The sequence below is a fragment of the Stenotrophomonas sp. LST15-1-1.1 genome (assembly GCF_040815575.1).
GTDB classification, from domain to species: Bacteria; Pseudomonadota; Gammaproteobacteria; order Xanthomonadales; family Xanthomonadaceae; genus Stenotrophomonas; species Stenotrophomonas lactitubi_B.
The window spans coordinates 571,347-589,735 of sequence record NZ_JBFPNJ010000001.1 but is presented as its reverse complement, the minus strand read 5'-3'; the positions used below and the strand labels follow the sequence as shown (position 1 = coordinate 589,735).

The following is an 18,389-nucleotide window of genomic DNA, read 5'->3' as shown; positions in this document are numbered from 1 at the left end:
ATGACTACCCGCTCGCTGAAGTCGCTTTATCGAAGCCTGACACTGAGAACGCGCATCACGGTGTCGTTCGTGCTGCTGATGGCTGGCGCCATGGGCTTCATCGTGCTGGTCGAACTGGTGGACTACGACGAGGTAAGGGCCTCCGTCGTTTCGATGACCCAGGACCGCGAGGTCCATCGGCTGCAGGCCGCGCTGGCCAGTGGCGAGCAACCGGAACTGACGAATGGCAGCCAGCTGTATGACGCGCGCTCGGCTCCTCAGGTGCTGCGCAGGTACGCGCCGGGCTACCACGGTGAAGAAGGCCCGAACGAATGGCATCTGCGGGTCTTCGAAAGCAACGGACAGCGCTACTACCTGCTGCAGGATGGCGAGCACTATGCCTACCTGGAGCATCTGATCAACGCCTTTGCGGCGCTGGTCATCCTCACCTGCGTGCTCTGCGCATTCTGGATCGGCCGCCGGACCGCGACCCATGTCATCGCGCCCATCACCCGTCTGGCCGATGCAGTGCAGAAGAAGCACAAGCCCTTCCCCTACCAGGATGCACGCGATGAGATAGGTGTGCTGGCGCGCGCTTTCGCCCAGCACAGCGACGAGCTTGAGCAGTTCCTGCAACGCGAACAGTGCTTTGCGGGTGATGCCAGTCATGAGCTGCGCACGCCCTTGGCGATCATCGGTGGCGCGGCCGAGACACTGGTGCACCAGCTGCCCGCCGACAGTCACCTGGTGGCCAGCGCCGATCGCATCATGCGCACCACCCAGGAAATGCAGCGGCAGTTGACCTGCCTGCTGCTGCTTTCGCGTGACCCCAGGACGGTTCCGCGCAGCGTCGTGCCCGTGCGGGCGCTGATCGAGGAATGCAGGGAGCGATGTGCGCCGTGGCTTTCGGGAAAGCCGGTGCGCTTGGTTCTGGATGCGCCGCAGGGCCAGCAGGTGCTGACCAATGCAGAGCTGGCCCGTAGTGTGATCTGGAATCTGCTGCGCAATGCCTGCCAGTACACGGAAGAAGGCGAAGTGCGGGTCGAGCTGCGGAGTGCCACGCTGCGGATCGCCGACACCGGCCCGGGGCTGCCGCCCAGCATCGACGCGCAGCAGTTCCAGCGTTTCATGCCCAGCACCCGGCAGAGCGGCGAAGGCCTGGGCCTGTCGATCGTGCAGCGCGCTGTCGAGCACATGGGGTGGCAGATGACGGTCGAGACTTCGGCGCAAGGCTGCCGATTCACCCTGCAGATGCTCCCAGCCACGCCCGGCACCTGACAGCTTCCTGACACAGGCCTGCACATCCTTGCCGGATCTCCACGTGAAGGCAGGACCGAAATGCAGCCAGGGCATCGACAAGGCAACGGCAAGTACCCGCACGGAAAGACCGGCCTGCGCCGCGTCTTCCATACCCTGATCCATTCACGCGATGGCTTCCTCGCTACCTTCCGCGGAGAGGCGGCCTTCCGCCAGCTGCTGTTGCTGCATGGCGCGCTTGCGGTCGTCGCCTTCCTGCTGGAGGTCAGCCGAACCGAGCGCGCCGTGATGCTGATGGTCTGCTTCATCAGCCTGATGGTGGAACTGCTGAACTCGGCCATCGAAGCGGTGGTCGACCGCATCTCGCTGGAACATCACCCGCTTTCCAGGAATGCGAAGGACATGGGCAGTGCGGCGCAGACCACGGCGCTGTTGATGGTCGCTACGGTATGGGCCGTGGTTCTGCTGGGCTGAGCACGAGAGCTGACAACTTCCTGATAAACGCATCCAGATACTGCGCGCACTTCTCGTACAACGGATTGTGCACGTGCGTCCATGCTTCAGACTTTCCCCTCATCATCCGATCGTGCTTGTGTGGTGCACCGCGTTGTTCTTCGCCACGCTGGGAAACATCGCCCTCTGGAAAACACTGTGGTCCGTCATGGACATCCATGACCTGCGCAGCACCCTGTTCTTCTTCAGCCTGCCGGTGCTGCTGTTCTGCCTGTTCAATCTGTTGTTCACGCCGATCGGCATCCTTCCCTATGTCCGCAAGCCGGTACTGGCGCTTCTGGTTCTCATCAGTGCCGCGTGCAGCTACTTCATGCTTCATTACGGCGTGCTGATCGACCGCGACATGGTGCAGAACGCGCTGGAGACCAACCAGGCCGAGATGACGTCCTATCTCTCGGTGCCGCTGCTGCTGACAGTGCTGTTGCTGGGCGCCCTGCCCTCGTGCGTGCTGCTGGTCATGCGCAGTGGAAACAGCGGTCGGCCCTTGCGGGCGGCGCTGGTATGGCTCGGAAATGTGCTGGCGACGTTGATGGTGCTGGCGGCGGTGACGTTTGTGTTCTACAAGGAGTACTCGTCGCTGCTGCGCAACAATCGCTACATCCGTGAACAGGTGCTGCCGCTGAATGTGGTCCGCCACACCTATGGTTATCTCAGGAGCAGCTACAGCGCCAAGACGAGGCCATTGCGGGCTGTAGGCGAGGATGCCAAGCGTATCGCCGGAAAAAGGCCGCGCCTGATCGTCGTGGTGGCTGGCGAGACGGCACGAGCACAGAACTTCCAGCTCAACGGCTACCCGCGCCAGACCAACCCGTACCTGTCGCGCAAAGACAACGTCATCAGCTTCCGCGACGTTTCCTCCTGCGGTACCGCAACGGCGGTGTCACTGCCCTGCATGTTCTCGCAGATGACGCGGTCGCAGTACGACGGAGTCGCTGCGGCATCGGAAGAGAACGTGCTCGACATCCTGCAGCGGACCGGTGTCAGCGTGCTTTGGCGCGACAACAACAATGGCGGTTGCAAGGGCGTGTGCGAGCGCGTGCCCACCGATGACATGCCTCCGCTGAAAGTGCCGGGTTTGTGTGTCAACCGGGATGGCACCTGCCATGACGAAATCCTGCTGCACCAGCTGGGCGCGCGCATCGAGGCGATGCCGGGTGATGGGCTGATCGTGCTACATCAGCTGGGCAGCCATGGGCCCACGTACTTTGAACGCTATCCGGCCGATGCCAGGACATTCAGCCCCACCTGCGACAGCAACCAGATCCAGAAATGCAGCAATGAAGCGCTGGTCAACACCTACGACAATACGCTGGTCTATACCGACCGACTGCTGGGCAAGGCCATCGACCTGCTGCAGACCTACGCGGACCAGCGCGATGTAGCCCTGATCTATGTTTCCGACCATGGCGAGTCGCTTGGCGAGCACGGCCTGTATCTGCATGGGACGCCCTACTTCATCGCGCCACGGGAGCAGACCCAGGTGCCGCTGGTGATGTGGTTCTCTCCAGCCTTCGCGACCCAGGCACGACTTGAGGTTGCCTGCCTGCGTCATGCTGCGGGCACCAGATCCTACAGCCACGACAATCTCTTCCACTCCCTGCTGGGGCTGTTCGATATCAGCAGCGGGGTTTACGAGCCGGGCCTGGATGTGTTCGCGGGCTGCCGCCTCCCCTAGCGCCGTCGACTGTCACAGTGTCTCCGCCAAACGCAGTACGTCCATGGGAAACGCGGCGTAATCGTCGAGCGGCGCGCTGTGGCTGTCCCGCCGGTGGATCTGCCTGACCGCGACCACGCCCTTGTCGGGAACAATGACCAGGTGCTGGCCGAGATAGCCGTTGGCTGCGTATGCCGCTACAGCCCCCCGGTCGATGTCGAAGATGTCGCTGAGTCTCAATCCGCGCCCGCTGATTTCGGCAGCGTAGCGCTGTGGCCAGGCAGGTCCCAGGCGTTCGGCCAGGAAGCTGATCAGCGCTGCCTTGCTGTCGAACAGCCGGCCCTCGGTGGCCAGCAGCACCTCCTGCATCCCGGCGTCCACGCTGCGGGCAGCCAGGAAGGCTGCTGCCGCTGATTTCAGCCGGTAGTGCTCCCAAGCGGGGATGCGCCACCACAGCAGACCGACATCGGGGGAGCGTGCGCTCTCGGCGGTCATCAATGCCACCGAGCGCTCGCTCAGCAACCGCTTGCCGTCCGGGGCGACGCCACCGGCCAGCATCAGTCGTCCGATCGCCGCCAGATCAGGGGCTGACAGCGATAGCCCGGCCATGCCCAAGGGCGTGCCGGCCTGATCCTTCATCCATGCATGGCGGGAGATGCCGAGTGGCTTGAACAGCCGCTCGTCCAGGTAGACATCCAGCGGCTTGCCGGCAAGCCGTTCGACGATGCCCGGCAGGAGATTGGTGGCCTTGTTGTTGTAAGCGAACGTGGTGCCTGGATCGGTGGACACCTCGGCCGCCAGCGCCAGCTTCACCAGATCCGGTGCGCCCTCCAGTTCCACACCGGCGTTGGCTACGTTCTGCAGTCCGGAGGTGTGGTCCATCAACATCCTGATCGTGATGTCCCGCTTACTTCCCTGCCGCCATTCCGGGTAAACAGTGCTGACCGGCTCGTCAATGGAGGCGAGCCTGCCGTCATCGAGCAGCAGCCCGATGGCCAGGGCGACGACGGACTTGGTCGCCGACATGAGGTGGATCCGTTCTTCACCGGCGGCGGGTGCGATCTGCAGCAGGACAGCGCCCTCGCGCTCAACGAAGACCGCGTCGGAATGCGCATTGCGGGCATTCTGCTCGATCGCTGCAAGGGCGTCAGGCGTGTTGGCGCCGGCCACCCAGGGGCGCAGCGCGAGGAAGAATATGCAGGCGAACAAACAGGCTCTCATGGCGGGCTCCTCCACTGGACAGACACACGATGACTACATTTGTAGTCATCGTGCAGTGCATGAAGTCATGCGCCGACCGGGTGCCTTCACCCACGCCCGGGCGGCGCATTCCAGGCGTCCGACGGCCTTTGTGCATAGGCGCGCACGAAGAGCGCGACCGTGGCATGGCTTCCGGACATGGGCGTTGCCGCATTTGGCAGGCCATGCTCTGCAAGGATGAGCCTGAGGAACTTCTCGCTGTCACTGGAATGCAGCGACCCTGCGGAGGCCGTCGCCATCGCCTGTTCGGCGAGATCGAAGTACGGCTGGAGCACCGCACGCCAGTGCTCCATGTAGACAGCACGGGCATGATCTGAACGCGAAAGCGCCCTGCAGAAAGCCTGGCATGAAGGGTTTGCCGCCAACCGTCCGATGCCATCGGTGATCCGCATCAGCGCATCGCCAAGATCCAACGTTCCACGCATGTGGAGCCCAGCAACCGGCAAGGATGCAAGATGGCTGTCCATGACCGCCCCGTAGAGCTGCGCCTTGTCACGATAGTGGGCATAGATCGTGACCTTGCTGACGTCGCAGGCCTCAGCGATGCGCTTCATCGTCGCGTTCTCAAACCCCTCTTCCGCAAACACAGTGCCGGCTGCATCCAGTATCCAACGTCGGCTCAACGCCCGTGCTCCTTCCCAGCGCAGGGCGGTTTTGCTTGGGAGGCCGCTGGAGCGAACCACGCTCACATCCGCCTGAACAATGCACTGGCATTCACGCCGCCAAAGCCAAATCCATTGGTCAACGCGAACTCGATCTCCGCCTTCCGCGGCCCGCCGGCGACGATCGAAAGCCCGTCTGCCAACGGATCCGGGCGGCCGAGGTTGAGCGTCGCCGGCGCGACCTGGTCGCGCAAGGCAAGCACCGTAAAGATTGCTTCGATGCCGCCAGCCGCCCCGAGCAGGTGCCCGGTGCTGGACTTGGTGGCAGAGATGAGAAGATCTGGACGGGCGCCGAACAAGGCACGCATGGCCGCGAGCTCTGCCCGGTCCCCCACCTGGGTCGAAGTCGCGTGCGCATTGATGTGGTCGATCTGCTCAGCGGAAATGCCCGCCTGCGCCAGCGCGATCTCCATCGCCCTGCGGGCGCCACTGCCGTCGTCGGGTCCCGCAGTCAAATGGTAGGCATCCGAAGTGGTGCCATAGCCGACCAGCTCGGCCAGCGGGGTGGCACCACGCGAGCGCGCGTGATCCAGCCGCTCGATCACCAGCAGCCCCGCCCCTTCGGACATGACAAAGCCGTCCCGCTGCTCATCAAACGGGCGAGAGGCTGCCTGGGGTGAGCCGTTGAACGACGTACTCAGTGCCTTGGCAGCGGCGAAGCCGCCCAGGCTGACCCGGTGCATCGCCGCCTCCGCGCCACCGCACAACGCGATGTCCGCCTCGCCGGATCGGATGAGACGCGCCGCATCACCAATGGCTTGGACACCCGCCGCGCAGGCCGTGACGGGAGCGCCCTGCGGACCTTTGAACCCGTAACGGATCGATGCCTGCCCAGCCGCCATATTCGCCAGGAAGGTGGGTGCAGTGAAGGGCGACAACCGGCCAGGCCCTCGGCTTTCGGTGGTGTGGACCGCATTGACGATGGATCCAAACCCGCCGATCCCGGTGGCAATCACGGTTGCCGTTCGCAGCCGCCCACGCTCATCGGCTTCCCGCCAACCGGCCTGCTCAAGGGCTTCGTGGGCAGCGACCAGCGCGAACTCAACAAACCGGTCCATCTTCTTGAGGTCTTTCGGCGCGATGATGCCGGTCGAATCGAAACCCGCCTCAGGATCTTGAATGCGATCAGGCACGCGCCCGCCGACTTCGCATCCGGTTCCCGCCGCGAGATCAGGACCAAGCGACCCGATTCCGGAGCGTCCCGCCAGGAGGCGCGACCAGACGGTTTCAACCCCGCAGCCGAGTGGACTCACGACGCCCATTCCGGTCACCACGATGCGATCTTTGTCGGCGATTTTCATAGCTTATCTCTCATATGGAAGAGGTCCGGGCCAACGTCAGGCAACGCGGGCCTTTTCCGCTCGGACCTTGAACCAGATGGCATACATCGCCGGCAGGAACACCAGTGTCATGACGGTGCCTGCGATGGTGCCGCCGATCAGCGTGTAGGCAAGCGTTCCCCAGAACACCGAATGGGTCAGCGGAATGAACGCAAGCACCGCTGCCAGAGAAGTGAGGATCACTGGGCGGGCACGGTGAACTGTCGCCTCGATGATGGCGTGGAAGGTATCCATCCCCGCTTCTTCGTTCTCGTGGATCTGGCCGATGAGGATGAGCGTGTTGCGCATCAGGATGCCCGACAAGGCGATCAATCCAACCAGCGCGTTGATGCCAAACGGCTGCTGGAACAGCAGCAGGGTCGGCACCACGCCGATCAGCCCCAACGGACTGGTCATGAAGACCATGATCATCGCGGAGATGGAACGTACCTGCAGGATGATGATCAGCAGGGTCACCGCCAGCATGATCGGGAACAGCGGCAGCATCGCGCTCATCGCCTTGCCCGATTCCTCGATGGAACCGGCCTGGGTAATCGCGTAGCCCTCGGGCAGCGAGGCAATGAGCGGCGCAAGCTGCTTGCTGATAGCGGTGGATACATCCGGTGGCTGCAGTGCATCGTCAATGTCACCGCGCACGGTGATGGTGGGTACCCGATCGCGGCGGCGCAGCACCGGCTCTTCCATCCGAACCTCGATCGAGCCGATCTGCGACAGCGGCACACGCTGGCCAGCAGCACCGACGAGAGTAAAGTCTGCGATGCGCGCAGGATCCAACCGCGTTTCCCCACCGGATCGAGCGACAACCTCGACGGTGCGGATGCCCTCACGAACGGCAGTGACCGGCACGCCGCTCAGGAAGAACTGCAACTGCTGCGAGACGGACGCCGAGGTCATGCCCATGGCCTGCAAGCGGTCCTGATCGAGCGTGAAATGCAGCGTTGGCGTGCGCACGCCCCAATCGGTGTTGACCGTGCGCATCATCGGGCTGGCGTGCATGGTCTGCTCCACCTTGGCCGCAATGCCACGGACGACATCCGTATCCGGACCGCTGACACGGTAGGCCACCGGATAGGGCGAGTAAGGCCCGAACACCAGCTGCGTCACACGCACACGCGCCTCTGGTGCCAATCCCTCAGCCACCGCCTGGCGCAGCCTTGCTTTCAAGGCATCGCGCTGTTCCTGGCTGTCGGTACGCACCACGATCTTGGCAAACGCCGGATCGGGCAGTTCCGGGGAAATGGCGAGGTAGAACCGGGGCGCACCCTGACCGATGTATGCCGTGACGATCTTCGCTTCTTCCTGCCCAGCGAGCCACTGCTCCACCTTCCTGGTGGCCAGGTTGGTCTGTTCGATGGCCGTGCCGTAGGGCATCTGCACTTCGACCAACACCTCCGGGCGATCGGAAATGGGGAAGAACTGCTTTTTTACCAGCCCCATGCCCACCACAGCAAGCACGAACAGGCCGATCACCGAACCTGCGGCAAGCCACTTGCGCGCGATCACGCGCGCCAGGATCGACCGGAAGCGGTTGTAGCGCGGCGTGTCGTAGAGACTGCTGTGCCCGCCTTCGACGGTCTTGAGTTCAGGGAGGAGCTTCACCCCGAGGTAAGGCGTAAAGAACACCGCGACCACCCACGACACGATCAGCGCAATGCCCACGATCCAGAACATGTTGCTGGTGTATTCGCCCGCAGTGGACCGGGCGAAACCGTTGGGCATGAAGCCCACCGCAGTGACCAGGGTGCCGGCCAGCATGGGCGCTGCCGTATGGCTCCACGCGTAGGCCGATGCCTTGACCCGGCTATAGCCCTCTTCCATCTTCACCACCATCATTTCGATGGCAATGATGGCGTCGTCCACCAGCAGACCGAGCGCAAGAATCAGCGAGCCGAGCGTGATGCGGTCAAAGTTCTTGCCGGTCGCAGCCATCACCATGAACACGGCAGCGAGGGTCAGCGGAACGGCCGCAGCCACCACGACACCCACCCGCCAGCCCATGCTGACAAAGCAGACCAGCATCACCACCAGCAGCGCGGCAAAGAACTTCATCATGAACTCGTCGACCGACGAGCTGATGTTCACGGCCTGATCGGTGACCTTGTCCAGCGCCATCCCGACAGGAAGCCCGTCATTGATCTTCCTGACTTCCGCGTCGAGTGAGGCGCCAAGATCCAGGCCATTCCAGCCGTCGCGCATGACGATACCCAGCAGCATGGCTGGCTCGCCACCGTTGCGGATCATGAAGGTCGACGGGTCCTCATAGCCACGCTTGACGATGGCGATGTCCCGTAATTTGAGGGTCCTGCCCTGTGCAACGATGGGTGTATCGCGGATCTTGTCCAGCTGATCGAGCGCCCCGTCGAGGCGAATGAAGATCTGCGGGCCCTTGGCCTCGACCGATCCTGCCGGCGTCAGGGCGTTCTGCCCGTTCAGCGCCCCGAACACCTCCTGTGGCGTGATGCCGAGATTCGACAGGCGTTCGTGCGACAGCTCCACATAGATGCGCTCGGATTGCTCACCAATGATGTTGACCTTCTTCACGCCAGGTACGTGCAGCAATCGCTGACGCAGCGTCTCGGCATCACGCGCGAGCAGGCGGAACGGTTCACCCTTCGCTTTCAGTGCGAAGAGCGCAAACGTGACATCCGCGTACTCGTCGTTGACCATCGGGCCGATCACGCCCGTGGGCAGATTTGCGGCTTCGTCAGCCATCTTCTTGCGCGCCTGGTAGAACTCCTCCTGCACCTCCGACGGTGGCGTGCCATCCTGCAATGTCAGCGTAGTGAAGGACAGGCCAGGCCGGGTGTAGGTTTCGCTGCGGTCATACCAGCGCAGTTCCTGCAGGCGCTTTTCCAGCTTCTCGGCGACCTGGTCCTGCATTTCTGTTGGCGTAGCGCCAGGCCAGGCCGTCACGATGGTCATGACCTTGACAGTGAACGCAGGGTCCTCAGCGCGGCCGAGCTGGAAGAAGGAAACGATGCCGGCAACAGAGACCAGAAAGATCAGGAAAACCGTGATGGCACGCTCGCGCACCGCAAGTGCCGACAGATTGAACCCACTCACTGGTGGGCTCCGTTTGCAGCGGCGTTCCTGTCGGTCTCAGCGATGCGAACCACCTGCCCTTCGCGGAGTAGATGGGCGCCGAGGGCAGCCACGCGATCCGATGCGTTCAGGGCCCCCTCAACCACTACCCGGTCATCACCCAACTGCTTGACGGCGACCGGCGTCCAATGGGCTTTGAGCGGCTCACCACCGATCACCCAGACGCCGGGACCGGTACCATGATCGAACAGCGCGCCCAACGGCACCTCGACGCCGGCCGACGCACCGGCAGGTGCTGCGCCTGAAAGTTCGACCGCCACCGTGGAACCCAGCGGCAGCGCCGTGCTGCCCTCTTCCAGGGTGTAGCGAGCTTCGAAGGTCCGGGTGGCGGGGTCGGCCGATTCCGAGAGCACGCGCAACCGTGCGGGGATCTTGCCGCTTGCCCCGAACGGGGACGCTGAGCCCACGGAGCCGATCTGGGGTCGCAGCGTCTCGGGCAACTGGACCACTGCCTCCCGACTGCCTGCACGGGCAAGCCGGGCGACGATCTGCCCCGCCGCCACGACCTGACCGGGCTCAGCGGAGATGGTCATGACCACTCCGTCGGCATCGGCGACGAGCGCCGTGTATTGACTGGCATTACGTGCAACCCGGGCTTGCGCGTCGGCCGCCTTGAGCTGTGCCGATGCTGCGTCCGCCGCCGCTTTGATCTGATCGTAGGCCGACCGGGAAACGACGCCCTTGGCTGCCAGATCGCGGTATCGCGCTTCGTCTGCGGTGGCTTGCGCGCTTTGCGCTCGGGCCGCGATGACGGCCTGCAGCTGGGACGCCGCTGCCAGATTCAGGTCGACGGGATCAATCCGATAGAGCACGTCGCCGCGCTTTACCGTCTGCCCCGTCTCAACCAGGCGCTCGGTGACCTTGCCACCCACCCGAAAGGCCAGATCACTCTGTACGCGTGCGGCGACGGTTCCTGTGAACGTGCGCGCGCCTCCCGCCCCCGGTTGCACTTGGGCAATCCGGACGATGGGCGGAGCGGTCCGGGGATCGACGTCATCCGACTTTCCGCAGGCCACAAGGAACAACGGAACAACACAGGAAATGGCTGGGAGTACAAAACGGCGACGCATGCGGCCTTCCGGAGTGGGGTATCCGGAGGGATTCTGTTCCTAGTGACTAATATAGTCAATGGTCACTACGGGCATGGCTCAAGGCTCCGGAGGACCAACTCCTGCAAGGCACTTGGCGCTTCTTTGTGCAAGTGCGCCAGGTGCGGCAGCGTCACCGGATTCAGATAAGGAAGCAGGACCTGGTAGACCGCACGGCTGGTGTCCTCGAGCGGCGTCGTGCTCTCAAATGCCCCAGAAGCGCGTCCATCCTTGATGATGTCTTCAACAAGCTGCCTGATGCGCCTTTCATACGCCTGCGCGGAAGGCCATTGATCCGTCGCGGCCGCAACGGCAATTTCATACAGGCGCCGATCCTGCAGAAACAGGCGAAGACCGGCCTCCACAATGACGGTGAACAACAACCGCAGCCTCTCGGCAGGCGCTTGCACGCCTTGCAGGGCCTGATGAACCTCGCTTTCGATCTGACTGAGGCAATTGGCGCAGATCACCTCGCCAATGGCCTGCTTGGAGGAAAAGAACTTGTAGACGTACGCCTTCGAGAAGCCGATGGCCTTGGCGAGGTCGGACACCGTCGTCTTGTCATAGCCGTAGTGGCTGAAATGCGCGGTGGCAGCCTCGATGATCTGGGTGCGCACGTCGTGCTCGGCGGGGCCGCGTCCGGCGTCGAGAGCTGCGGAGGTCGAAGTTGACATCGTGGAAGCGTAGCGCCGCGCCGTCACGCCGGCAAATGGTGACCGTTTGGGTATCGCCCCCCACCCGGCGATTATTTGATTTTCAGCTCCGGCAGAAGAGGATCAACATCAACCAGTTCCAGTGACTTGACCATGTGCAGCGTGCCGTTTTTGTACTTGAGGAAATGCGAGCTCTTCACATGCTGTTCGTAAGCCTGCCGGCTCGCATAGATTTCAAGGATTGTCAGCCGGGTCGGATCTTCCTTGTCAAAGACCGCATACAACGACAGCACGCCGGGCTCCAGCTCCATTGAAGCGCGAACCTCCTCAGCCAAGGCGTCTCTATAGGCGGGCAGATGGTCTGCATTGACGGTGATCTTCGAGAGCCTTGTCATCTGTGCCTCCTGCGCTCCAACACTGAAGGGTCCTGCCAGCATGCTGATCAACGTTCCGATGATCATCTTTTTCATTCAATCCTCCAATGCGTGCGCCATGCGACGGAATCTCTCGTCTGAACATCATTCGTGCCGAACGTCCAGCTGGCATTGAATACCGACACGAACACGTTCCGCGGCCTTCAGGCCGAAGCGCGCTTCGAGAACAGCAGCCAGCGCGTACAGCTGCTCTGGGCGCAGCCCTATGTTCATGCTGATGCCAATGTGAGACTGCAACTGCGGCTCCACCCCGGACATGGCAGCCAGCATGCTGACCGTGGCCAACTCGCGGATTTGCCAATCAAGGTTGTCGCGCTCGAAGATGTCGCCAAACAGATGCGTACGCAGGTACTCATTTGCCTGGGGTGCGAAATCGAACAAAGGCCCTGAGACCGGGCCGCCAGCCAGCCTGGTCTGATTGGCCGTGCCTGCGGCGAGCAGAGCGTGTCCTTTGGGGATCGGCCTGCCCGGCTCGCGGCCAGCTTCATCCTGGATGCCCCGCTGCCTGCGTGCCTGCGCCACCCTCATCAGTTCGCTCAACGCGTTCAGGCTCCGTGGGAAACCTGCATAAGCATAGACCTGGACGAGGATCTCGCGCACCTCTGCCACGCTCAGCCCCGCGTCCAGACCTTGATTCAACGCCTGATCAAGGGCACTCATGTTACCCGCCGCTGCGCAGGCGCTGATTGGAATGATGGCTTGCTGGTGGGCATCCAGCTCGGTGACAGAGAACCGGCTGTACTTGATGTTCATAGCTGCTCCTTCGTGTGCAGGGAACGTAGCCAGACGTCTACTCGAACTCGATCCGCGCTTCCACCGGTCCCTCCGCGCGAAGCGCCTGTAAGTCCCCCTCGATGCGGCCCAACCGCACCAGACCCTTCGAGTAACCGAACGGTCTGTGGAAAATCGCCAGATTCCCCCACGGCGCGTAGAAGGCGATATCGCCGGCCACTGGCGTGATCCCGTCCGGTTCGCCGGCAATGCTGAGGCGGCGCGGGAGCTGCGCGATCTTCTCCGTAGCAGCATAGTCCTCAAGCTGAAGGGTAATCGGCAACTGGGCGGCGAAGTCGCGTGCGGGAACGCTGTCCTCCAACGTGGCCGACAGCGTCTGGTCGTTGATGATCAGCCGGATCTTCATTGCAGGGACCTTCGGGTTGGGTGCGGTTTTCATGAGCGCAACGGTGTGCTGATTCTGCCCGGCAGAACATGCAGGCACCGCCGCGAATGCAAGGCAAAGCGAAAGCAGCTGCGCAATGATCCACGCCGCGCGTCCCATCAGCCTCGGGCTTCCGCGGCAACCGCCGAGCCGGACGTGGATGCAGCATCGGCGGCCGTGACATGGGCAAGCAAGGCCGCGAGCAACAGCAGGCCTGCGCCGGCCAGGAACGTACTGGCGAAACCAGCGCTGTCCAACAGCAGGCCACCGAGGGTGGAACCCAACGCGATCGAGCACTGCACCACCGCTACCATCAGCCCGCCGCCCGCCTCAGCGTTGCGGGTGAACGTGCGCGCCAGCCAGCTCCACCAGCCCACCGGCGCAGCCGTGGCCAGCAGCCCCCATACCGAAAACAGTGCGGCAGTCGGCCAAAGGTTCGAACCCAGCGGCACCAGCGTTACGGCAATCACCGCCATCAGGATCGGGACAGCCACCAGCGTGCGGTAGAGGCCGCGCCTGATGAATGCCCCGATCGCGAGCGTGCCCACAAAGCCGCTTGCACCCATGGCCAGCAGCACCAGCGGAACCGCGGATTCCCCTGCACCCGTGACCTTCTCCAGGAACGGGCGCACATAGGTGAACACGGCAAACTGCCCCATGAAGAACGCGCCGCACGCCGCCATGCCCAGCATCACCACCCGCCGCCGCAACAGGGCCAGTACCCCGCCGTGGGATGGCCTTCCTTCTGCGGGCATGGAAGGAAGGCACCGCCACTGCCATGCCAGCGCGATGGCTGCCACAGGCAGAAGGCACAGGAACGCGCCGCGCCATCCGATCACGCCGCCAAGGTAACTGCCCAGTGGCGCGGCCACTACCGTCGCCAGCGCGTTACCGCCATTGAAGATCGCCAGTGCTCGCGGCACCTGCGCTGCAGGCACCAGGCGCATGGCCGTGGCCGCAGACAATGACCAGAACCCACCGATCACCACGCCGATCAGCGCCCGGCCCATCATGTACATCGGGTAGCTGGGAGCCATCGCCACCACCACGCCCGACACCGCCATCACCGCGGTGAGCGTCAGCAGCAGCGTCTTCCGGTTGATGCTGCCGGCCAACCGGGAGATCGACAGGCTGGTCAGTACTGCGAAGGCGCCGGAGATGGCAATTCCATACCCGGCCAGCCCTTCGGACACGCCGAGGTCAGCCGCCAAGGGCGTGAGCAGGCTCACCGGCATGAACTCAGAGGCGATCAGTGCGAACACGCACAGCGTCATCGCCAGCACACCTCCCCAGTTGGCCCGTTCGGCCGTCGCGTCGTTACTGCTCATTTCTCAGCCAGGCCTTGCTGGAAGAACGTCGCCAACCTGGCGAAGGGAATCAGGTCGGTGCGGTCATACAGGTCTACGTGGCCGGTATCTTTCACCCAGTAGAGTTCCTTCGGCTGGGCTGCCCTGCGGTACGCATCCTCGCTGAACTCACGGGAATGTGCATGGTCACCCGAGATAAACAACATCGGCCGCGGCGAGATGGTGTCGATATCGTTGAAAGGATAAAAATTGACGAACTTGACCAGGCTGCTGAACAGCGGCTGGGTGGTTCGTTCGGGCTGCTCGCCTGCGGCCGCATAGGCACCGCGCGGCGTACGGTAAAAATCGAAGAACTCACGCTGCACGTCCGGCGTATCGGCGTCCAGCGTGTTCACGGTGCCCGGCACATAGGCGGCCTGCCCACCGTTGAACTCAAACAGGCGCTGCTTCGTCGCCGCTTGGATCATCGCTTTGCGCTGTTGAAGCGACTGCGTGTTGTTCAACCCCTGGCGCACAGCGGCGCCCATGTCATACATGCTGACCGTCGCGATTGCCTTGATGCGTGGATCGATCTTCGCCGCGCTGATCACGAAACTGCCACTGCCGCAGATACCCAAGCCGCCAATTCGTTCCGGGTCCACGAACGACTGCGCGCTCAGGAAGTCCACCGCCGCGCTGATGTCATCCGAATAGATTTCCGGCGACACCAGGTGCCGAGGCGTACCGGCGCTTTCACCCCAGAAGGACAGGTCGATCGCCAGCGTAACGAAGCCCTGCTCAGCCAGCTTCTGCGCGTACAACTGTGAACTCTGCTCCTTCACTGCGCCCATCGGATGACCGACTACCACGGCTGGCGCGCGGGCACCCCGCACCTGGCCCTGAGGCCGGTACAGCGTGCCCACCACCTCCATCTGGTACTGGTTGCGGAAGCTGACGCGATCGCCCTTTACGCTGGCGCTTCTGTAGAAATTGTCGGCGCCGGCGGCTCTTGCGGCGGCCGATGCCTCGGCGGCCACGGCCGACTGCGGAACGAAATGGCTGGCAATCAGTGCCAGCAGCAGCGTGGTGGGTTTCATGTGCGGACGGCCTCAGTGGGAACTCAGGTCGCCACGATAGGCGGCGCCTGCTACCGCGATAAGCCGGCTGAAAGTTGATGCATTACTGAGTTGAGCTCACAATCGACCCATGAGCAGCGTGAAGACCAACGACCTGCAGGCCTTCCTGGTGGTGGCACAGGAGCAGAGCTTCACCAAGGCAGCTGTTCGCCTGGGAGTGACACCCTCGGCGCTCAGCCACTCCATGCGGCTGTTGGAGGAGCGGCTGGGCATCCGGCTGCTGGCCCGGACCACGCGCAACGTCTCCCCGACCGAGGCGGGCGAGCGCCTGATGCGCTCGATCGCACCGCACTTCGAGGCCATTGGCGCCAGTGTGGAGGCACTGGGAGATCTGCGCGATCGCCCGGCCGGAACCCTGCGGATCTCCTGCACGGACGATTCGATGGAGACCATCATCCGCCCTCGCCTTGCCGGATTCCTCGCCGAGTATCCGGACATCACACTGGAGTTCTACGTCGATTACGGCTTCACCAACGTGGTGGAACAGCGCTTCGACGCCGGCATCCGGCTGGGCGAGGCGCTCAGCAAGGACATGATCGCGGTCAGGGTCGGACCGGATTGGCGGCTCGTGGTGGTTGGATCGCCCGACTACTTCCAGAAGCATGCCAAGCCAAGGAAGCCCGCCGATATCACGCAACATCGCTGCGTGCACATCCGGCATCGCCCGAATGGCGCCATCTATGCGTGGGAGTTCGAGGAGAAGGGCAAGGAGTTCACCGTGCGCGGCGACGGACCACTGGTGTTCAACAGCATGATCCACGTGATCAATGCCGCCCTGGACGGCCTGGGCCTGGCGTACGTGCCTGAGCCGATGGTGGCCGATCACATTGCCGAGGGCCGGCTGCTTGCCGTGCTCGACAAATGGTGCGTGCCTTTTCCGGGCTATCACCTGTACTACCCGAACCGCCGGCAGCCCTCGCCGGCATTTTCGGCGCTGGTGGGCTGGCTGAAGCGGGACGCTTAAGGTCCGCGATGGTGCCAGGTCGGACTGAAGCACGGCGGCCTGCATCGCGCGCGCCGGCTGAAGGCCCAGACGCACGCGCGCAGGCGCGACTCAGCGATCGGGCGCATCCGACAGGCGCGCCATGACAGCCGCCCGGCACGCATCCAGGATTTCGTCCGCCAGCGGCGAATCATCAGGACAGGACCTGGACAGCACCACCGCGCCCACGGCCATGGCCATCAGGGCTATCCGGCGCGCACGCGCCTCCGGGCTGGCGTGCTCTCCCGACCGATCATCCTCATCGGCAGGGCGCCCCACCCGGGCTTCAATGCCAGCCGCAAAGGCTGCCTTGACCGTTGCCGGCTGGCGCGCGGCGTCTGCACTCAACGCGGCCATCGTGCAGCCGTGGCCGGGGTCATCCCGATGCTCCCGGGAAAGGTAGTAGCCAAGAAACCCTGCCAGATCCATGCCAGCCGCGGCGTCGGCAGATTGCGCCAGGCCGCAGATGGAGGCTTCGGCCATGAGATCGGTCTTGGAGCCGAAATGCTTGTAGAAGCCACCGTGGGTAAAGCCCGCAGCCGCCATCAAGTCTGCGACACCCACACCGTCGTAGCCACGCTCCCTGAAGAGCGTGGACGCGGTTTCGACAATGTGCGCCCGGTTGGCCTGCGCTTGTGCCTTGGTGACCTTCATGACCCGATGCCCCAGGGGCTGAGCTGCGGAAGGACGCCAGTCTAGCACATATTGATTACGTGCATCATCAAACCATTGACATCATGGATTACGGTCATCATCATTGCGGCAACGACCACCAGCCCCACATCAGATGACGACCACGACACTGTTCCAGCCCTATCCCCTTGGCCCGCTGACGCTGGCCAACCGTATCGTGATGGCACCCCTGACGCGCAACCGCGCCGATGCCGGCCTGGTGCCCAACCGGCTGGCGGCCACCTACTACGCCCAGCGGGCCTCGGCGGGCCTGATCATCACCGAGGCCACCCAGATCTCGGCCCAGGCCCAGGGCTACCAGGACACGCCGGGGCTCTACACGCAGGATCAGATCGACGGCTGGCGCCAGGTCACCGACGCCGTGCACGCACGGGGCGGACACATCTTCGTGCAGCTCTGGCACGTGGGCCGCATCTCGCACGTGGATCTGCAGCCCGGACATGCCGCCCCCGTCTCCGCTTCGGCCATCCGTGCGCAGACCAAGACGTTCGTGCACAACGGCTTTGTTGATGTGTCCGAGCCGCGCGCATTGGAGATCGACGAACTGCCGGCCATCGTCAACGACTTCCGCCAGGCCGCCGCCAATGCCATCGCCGCCGGCTTCGATGGGGTCGAAATCCACGGTGCGAACGGCTACCTGCTGGAACAGTTCATCAAGGACGGCGCCAACCAGCGCACCGATGCGTACGGCGGCTCGGTCGAGAACCGCGCGCGCCTGCTGCTGGACGTCACCGCCGCCGTGGCGCAGGAGATCGGCGCCGATCGCACCGGTGTGCGCATCTCGCCGGTTTCTCCGGCCAACGCGATTTCCACCGTCAGCGACCCGCAGCCGCAGTACGACTACATCGTTGATCAGCTCAGCGCACTGGGCATCGTTTACCTGCACGTGGTGGAAGGTGCTACCGGTGGCCCGCGCGACGTAGCGCCGTTCGACTTTGACAGCCTGCGCCGGCGCTTCACCGGCACCTACCTGGCCAACAATGGCTACGACCTTGAACTGGCCAACACGCAGCTTGCCGCCGGCAAGGCAGACCTCATCGCGTTTGGCCGTGCCTTCATCAGCAATCCCGATCTGGTCGAACGCCTCAAAGCCGGCGCGCCGTTGAACGCACTGAATCCGGCGACGCTGTACGGCGGCGGTGCGGAGGGCTACACCGACTACCCCACCCTGACCGATACGGCGCCGCAGTAACC

Annotated in this window: 17 protein-coding genes; 5 read left to right on the top strand and 12 right to left on the bottom strand. The window is 63.6% G+C overall.

The window, feature by feature from the left end; genetic code table 11:
• The 3 genes from MRBLST15_RS02705 (at position 1) to MRBLST15_RS02695 (ending at position 3,424) form a co-directional block, all read left to right on the top strand.
• On the top strand, positions 1 to 1,257 hold the full coding sequence (locus MRBLST15_RS02705; protein ID WP_367785133.1) for a HAMP domain-containing sensor histidine kinase: 1,257 nt from the start codon (positions 1 to 3) through the stop codon (positions 1,255 to 1,257).
• A 60-nt stretch (positions 1,258 to 1,317) separates the two neighbouring features.
• Positions 1,318 to 1,710: a diacylglycerol kinase gene (locus MRBLST15_RS02700; protein ID WP_265951381.1), complete on the top strand. Its 393-nt coding sequence runs from the start codon at positions 1,318 to 1,320 to the stop codon at positions 1,708 to 1,710.
• 67 nt (positions 1,711 to 1,777) lie between these two features.
• Positions 1,778 to 3,424 carry a phosphoethanolamine transferase gene (locus tag MRBLST15_RS02695; protein ID WP_414716122.1) on the top strand — a complete coding sequence of 549 codons (1,647 nt, stop codon included), beginning with the start codon at positions 1,778 to 1,780 and terminating at the stop codon, positions 3,422 to 3,424.
• A 12-nt stretch (positions 3,425 to 3,436) separates the two neighbouring features.
• On the opposite strand, the gene MRBLST15_RS02690 is transcribed toward MRBLST15_RS02695, so the two are convergent.
• From MRBLST15_RS02690 to MRBLST15_RS02640, 11 genes are all read right to left on the bottom strand, one after another.
• Complete coding sequence (locus tag MRBLST15_RS02690; protein WP_367785129.1) at positions 3,437 to 4,624, bottom strand: serine hydrolase domain-containing protein; 1,188 nt, start codon at positions 4,622 to 4,624, stop codon at positions 3,437 to 3,439.
• Positions 4,625 to 4,710: 86 nt separating this feature from the next.
• Positions 4,711 to 5,286, bottom strand: coding sequence for a TetR/AcrR family transcriptional regulator (locus MRBLST15_RS02685; RefSeq protein WP_367785127.1), 576 nt, complete (start codon positions 5,284 to 5,286; stop codon positions 4,711 to 4,713).
• 62 nt (positions 5,287 to 5,348) lie between these two features.
• On the bottom strand, positions 5,349 to 6,626 hold the full coding sequence (gene fabF / locus MRBLST15_RS02680; protein ID WP_367785126.1) for a beta-ketoacyl-ACP synthase II: 1,278 nt from the start codon (positions 6,624 to 6,626) through the stop codon (positions 5,349 to 5,351).
• 36 nt (positions 6,627 to 6,662) lie between these two features.
• Positions 6,663 to 9,728, bottom strand: coding sequence for an efflux RND transporter permease subunit (locus MRBLST15_RS02675; protein ID WP_367785124.1), 3,066 nt, complete (start codon positions 9,726 to 9,728; stop codon positions 6,663 to 6,665).
• Positions 9,725 to 10,837 (bottom strand): efflux RND transporter periplasmic adaptor subunit, encoded by a 1,113-nt coding sequence (locus MRBLST15_RS02670; protein ID WP_367785122.1) that lies wholly within the window; start codon positions 10,835 to 10,837, stop codon positions 9,725 to 9,727. The genes MRBLST15_RS02675 and MRBLST15_RS02670 overlap by 4 nt, the downstream gene beginning before the upstream one ends.
• A gap of 65 nt (positions 10,838 to 10,902) precedes the next feature.
• Positions 10,903 to 11,529, bottom strand: coding sequence for a TetR/AcrR family transcriptional regulator (locus tag MRBLST15_RS02665; protein WP_367785120.1), 627 nt, complete (start codon positions 11,527 to 11,529; stop codon positions 10,903 to 10,905).
• A 71-nt stretch (positions 11,530 to 11,600) separates the two neighbouring features.
• The gene (locus tag MRBLST15_RS02660; RefSeq protein ID WP_205404153.1) at positions 11,601 to 11,978 is read right to left on the bottom strand and encodes a putative quinol monooxygenase; all 378 of its coding nucleotides are present in this window, start codon (positions 11,976 to 11,978) and stop codon (positions 11,601 to 11,603) included.
• A gap of 48 nt (positions 11,979 to 12,026) precedes the next feature.
• Positions 12,027 to 12,695 (bottom strand): carboxymuconolactone decarboxylase family protein, encoded by a 669-nt coding sequence (locus MRBLST15_RS02655; RefSeq protein ID WP_367785118.1) that lies wholly within the window; start codon positions 12,693 to 12,695, stop codon positions 12,027 to 12,029.
• A gap of 37 nt (positions 12,696 to 12,732) precedes the next feature.
• Positions 12,733 to 13,113: a cyclophilin-like fold protein gene (locus MRBLST15_RS02650; protein WP_367785116.1), complete on the bottom strand. Its 381-nt coding sequence runs from the start codon at positions 13,111 to 13,113 to the stop codon at positions 12,733 to 12,735.
• A gap of 104 nt (positions 13,114 to 13,217) precedes the next feature.
• Positions 13,218 to 14,426 (bottom strand): MFS transporter, encoded by a 1,209-nt coding sequence (locus MRBLST15_RS02645; RefSeq protein WP_367785114.1) that lies wholly within the window; start codon positions 14,424 to 14,426, stop codon positions 13,218 to 13,220.
• Complete coding sequence (locus MRBLST15_RS02640; RefSeq protein ID WP_414716121.1) at positions 14,423 to 15,421, bottom strand: alpha/beta hydrolase; 999 nt, start codon at positions 15,419 to 15,421, stop codon at positions 14,423 to 14,425. Before MRBLST15_RS02640 ends, MRBLST15_RS02645 begins: the two co-directional genes overlap by 4 nt.
• Positions 15,422 to 15,590: 169 nt before the next feature.
• On the opposite strand from MRBLST15_RS02640, the gene MRBLST15_RS02635 reads away from it, so the two are divergent.
• Positions 15,591 to 16,484, top strand: a complete 894-nt coding sequence (locus MRBLST15_RS02635) for a LysR family transcriptional regulator (protein ID WP_180167112.1) — start codon at positions 15,591 to 15,593, stop codon at positions 16,482 to 16,484.
• 90 nt (positions 16,485 to 16,574) lie between these two features.
• On the opposite strand, the gene MRBLST15_RS02630 is transcribed toward MRBLST15_RS02635, so the two are convergent.
• Positions 16,575 to 17,156, bottom strand: a complete 582-nt coding sequence (locus MRBLST15_RS02630; RefSeq protein WP_265955489.1) for a TetR/AcrR family transcriptional regulator — start codon at positions 17,154 to 17,156, stop codon at positions 16,575 to 16,577.
• Between the two features lie 133 nt (positions 17,157 to 17,289).
• Here MRBLST15_RS02630 and MRBLST15_RS02625 point away from each other — a divergent pair, with 133 nt between their 5' ends.
• Positions 17,290 to 18,387 (top strand): alkene reductase, encoded by a 1,098-nt coding sequence (locus tag MRBLST15_RS02625; protein WP_265955491.1) that lies wholly within the window; start codon positions 17,290 to 17,292, stop codon positions 18,385 to 18,387.
• Positions 18,388 to 18,389 lie beyond the last annotated feature (2 nt).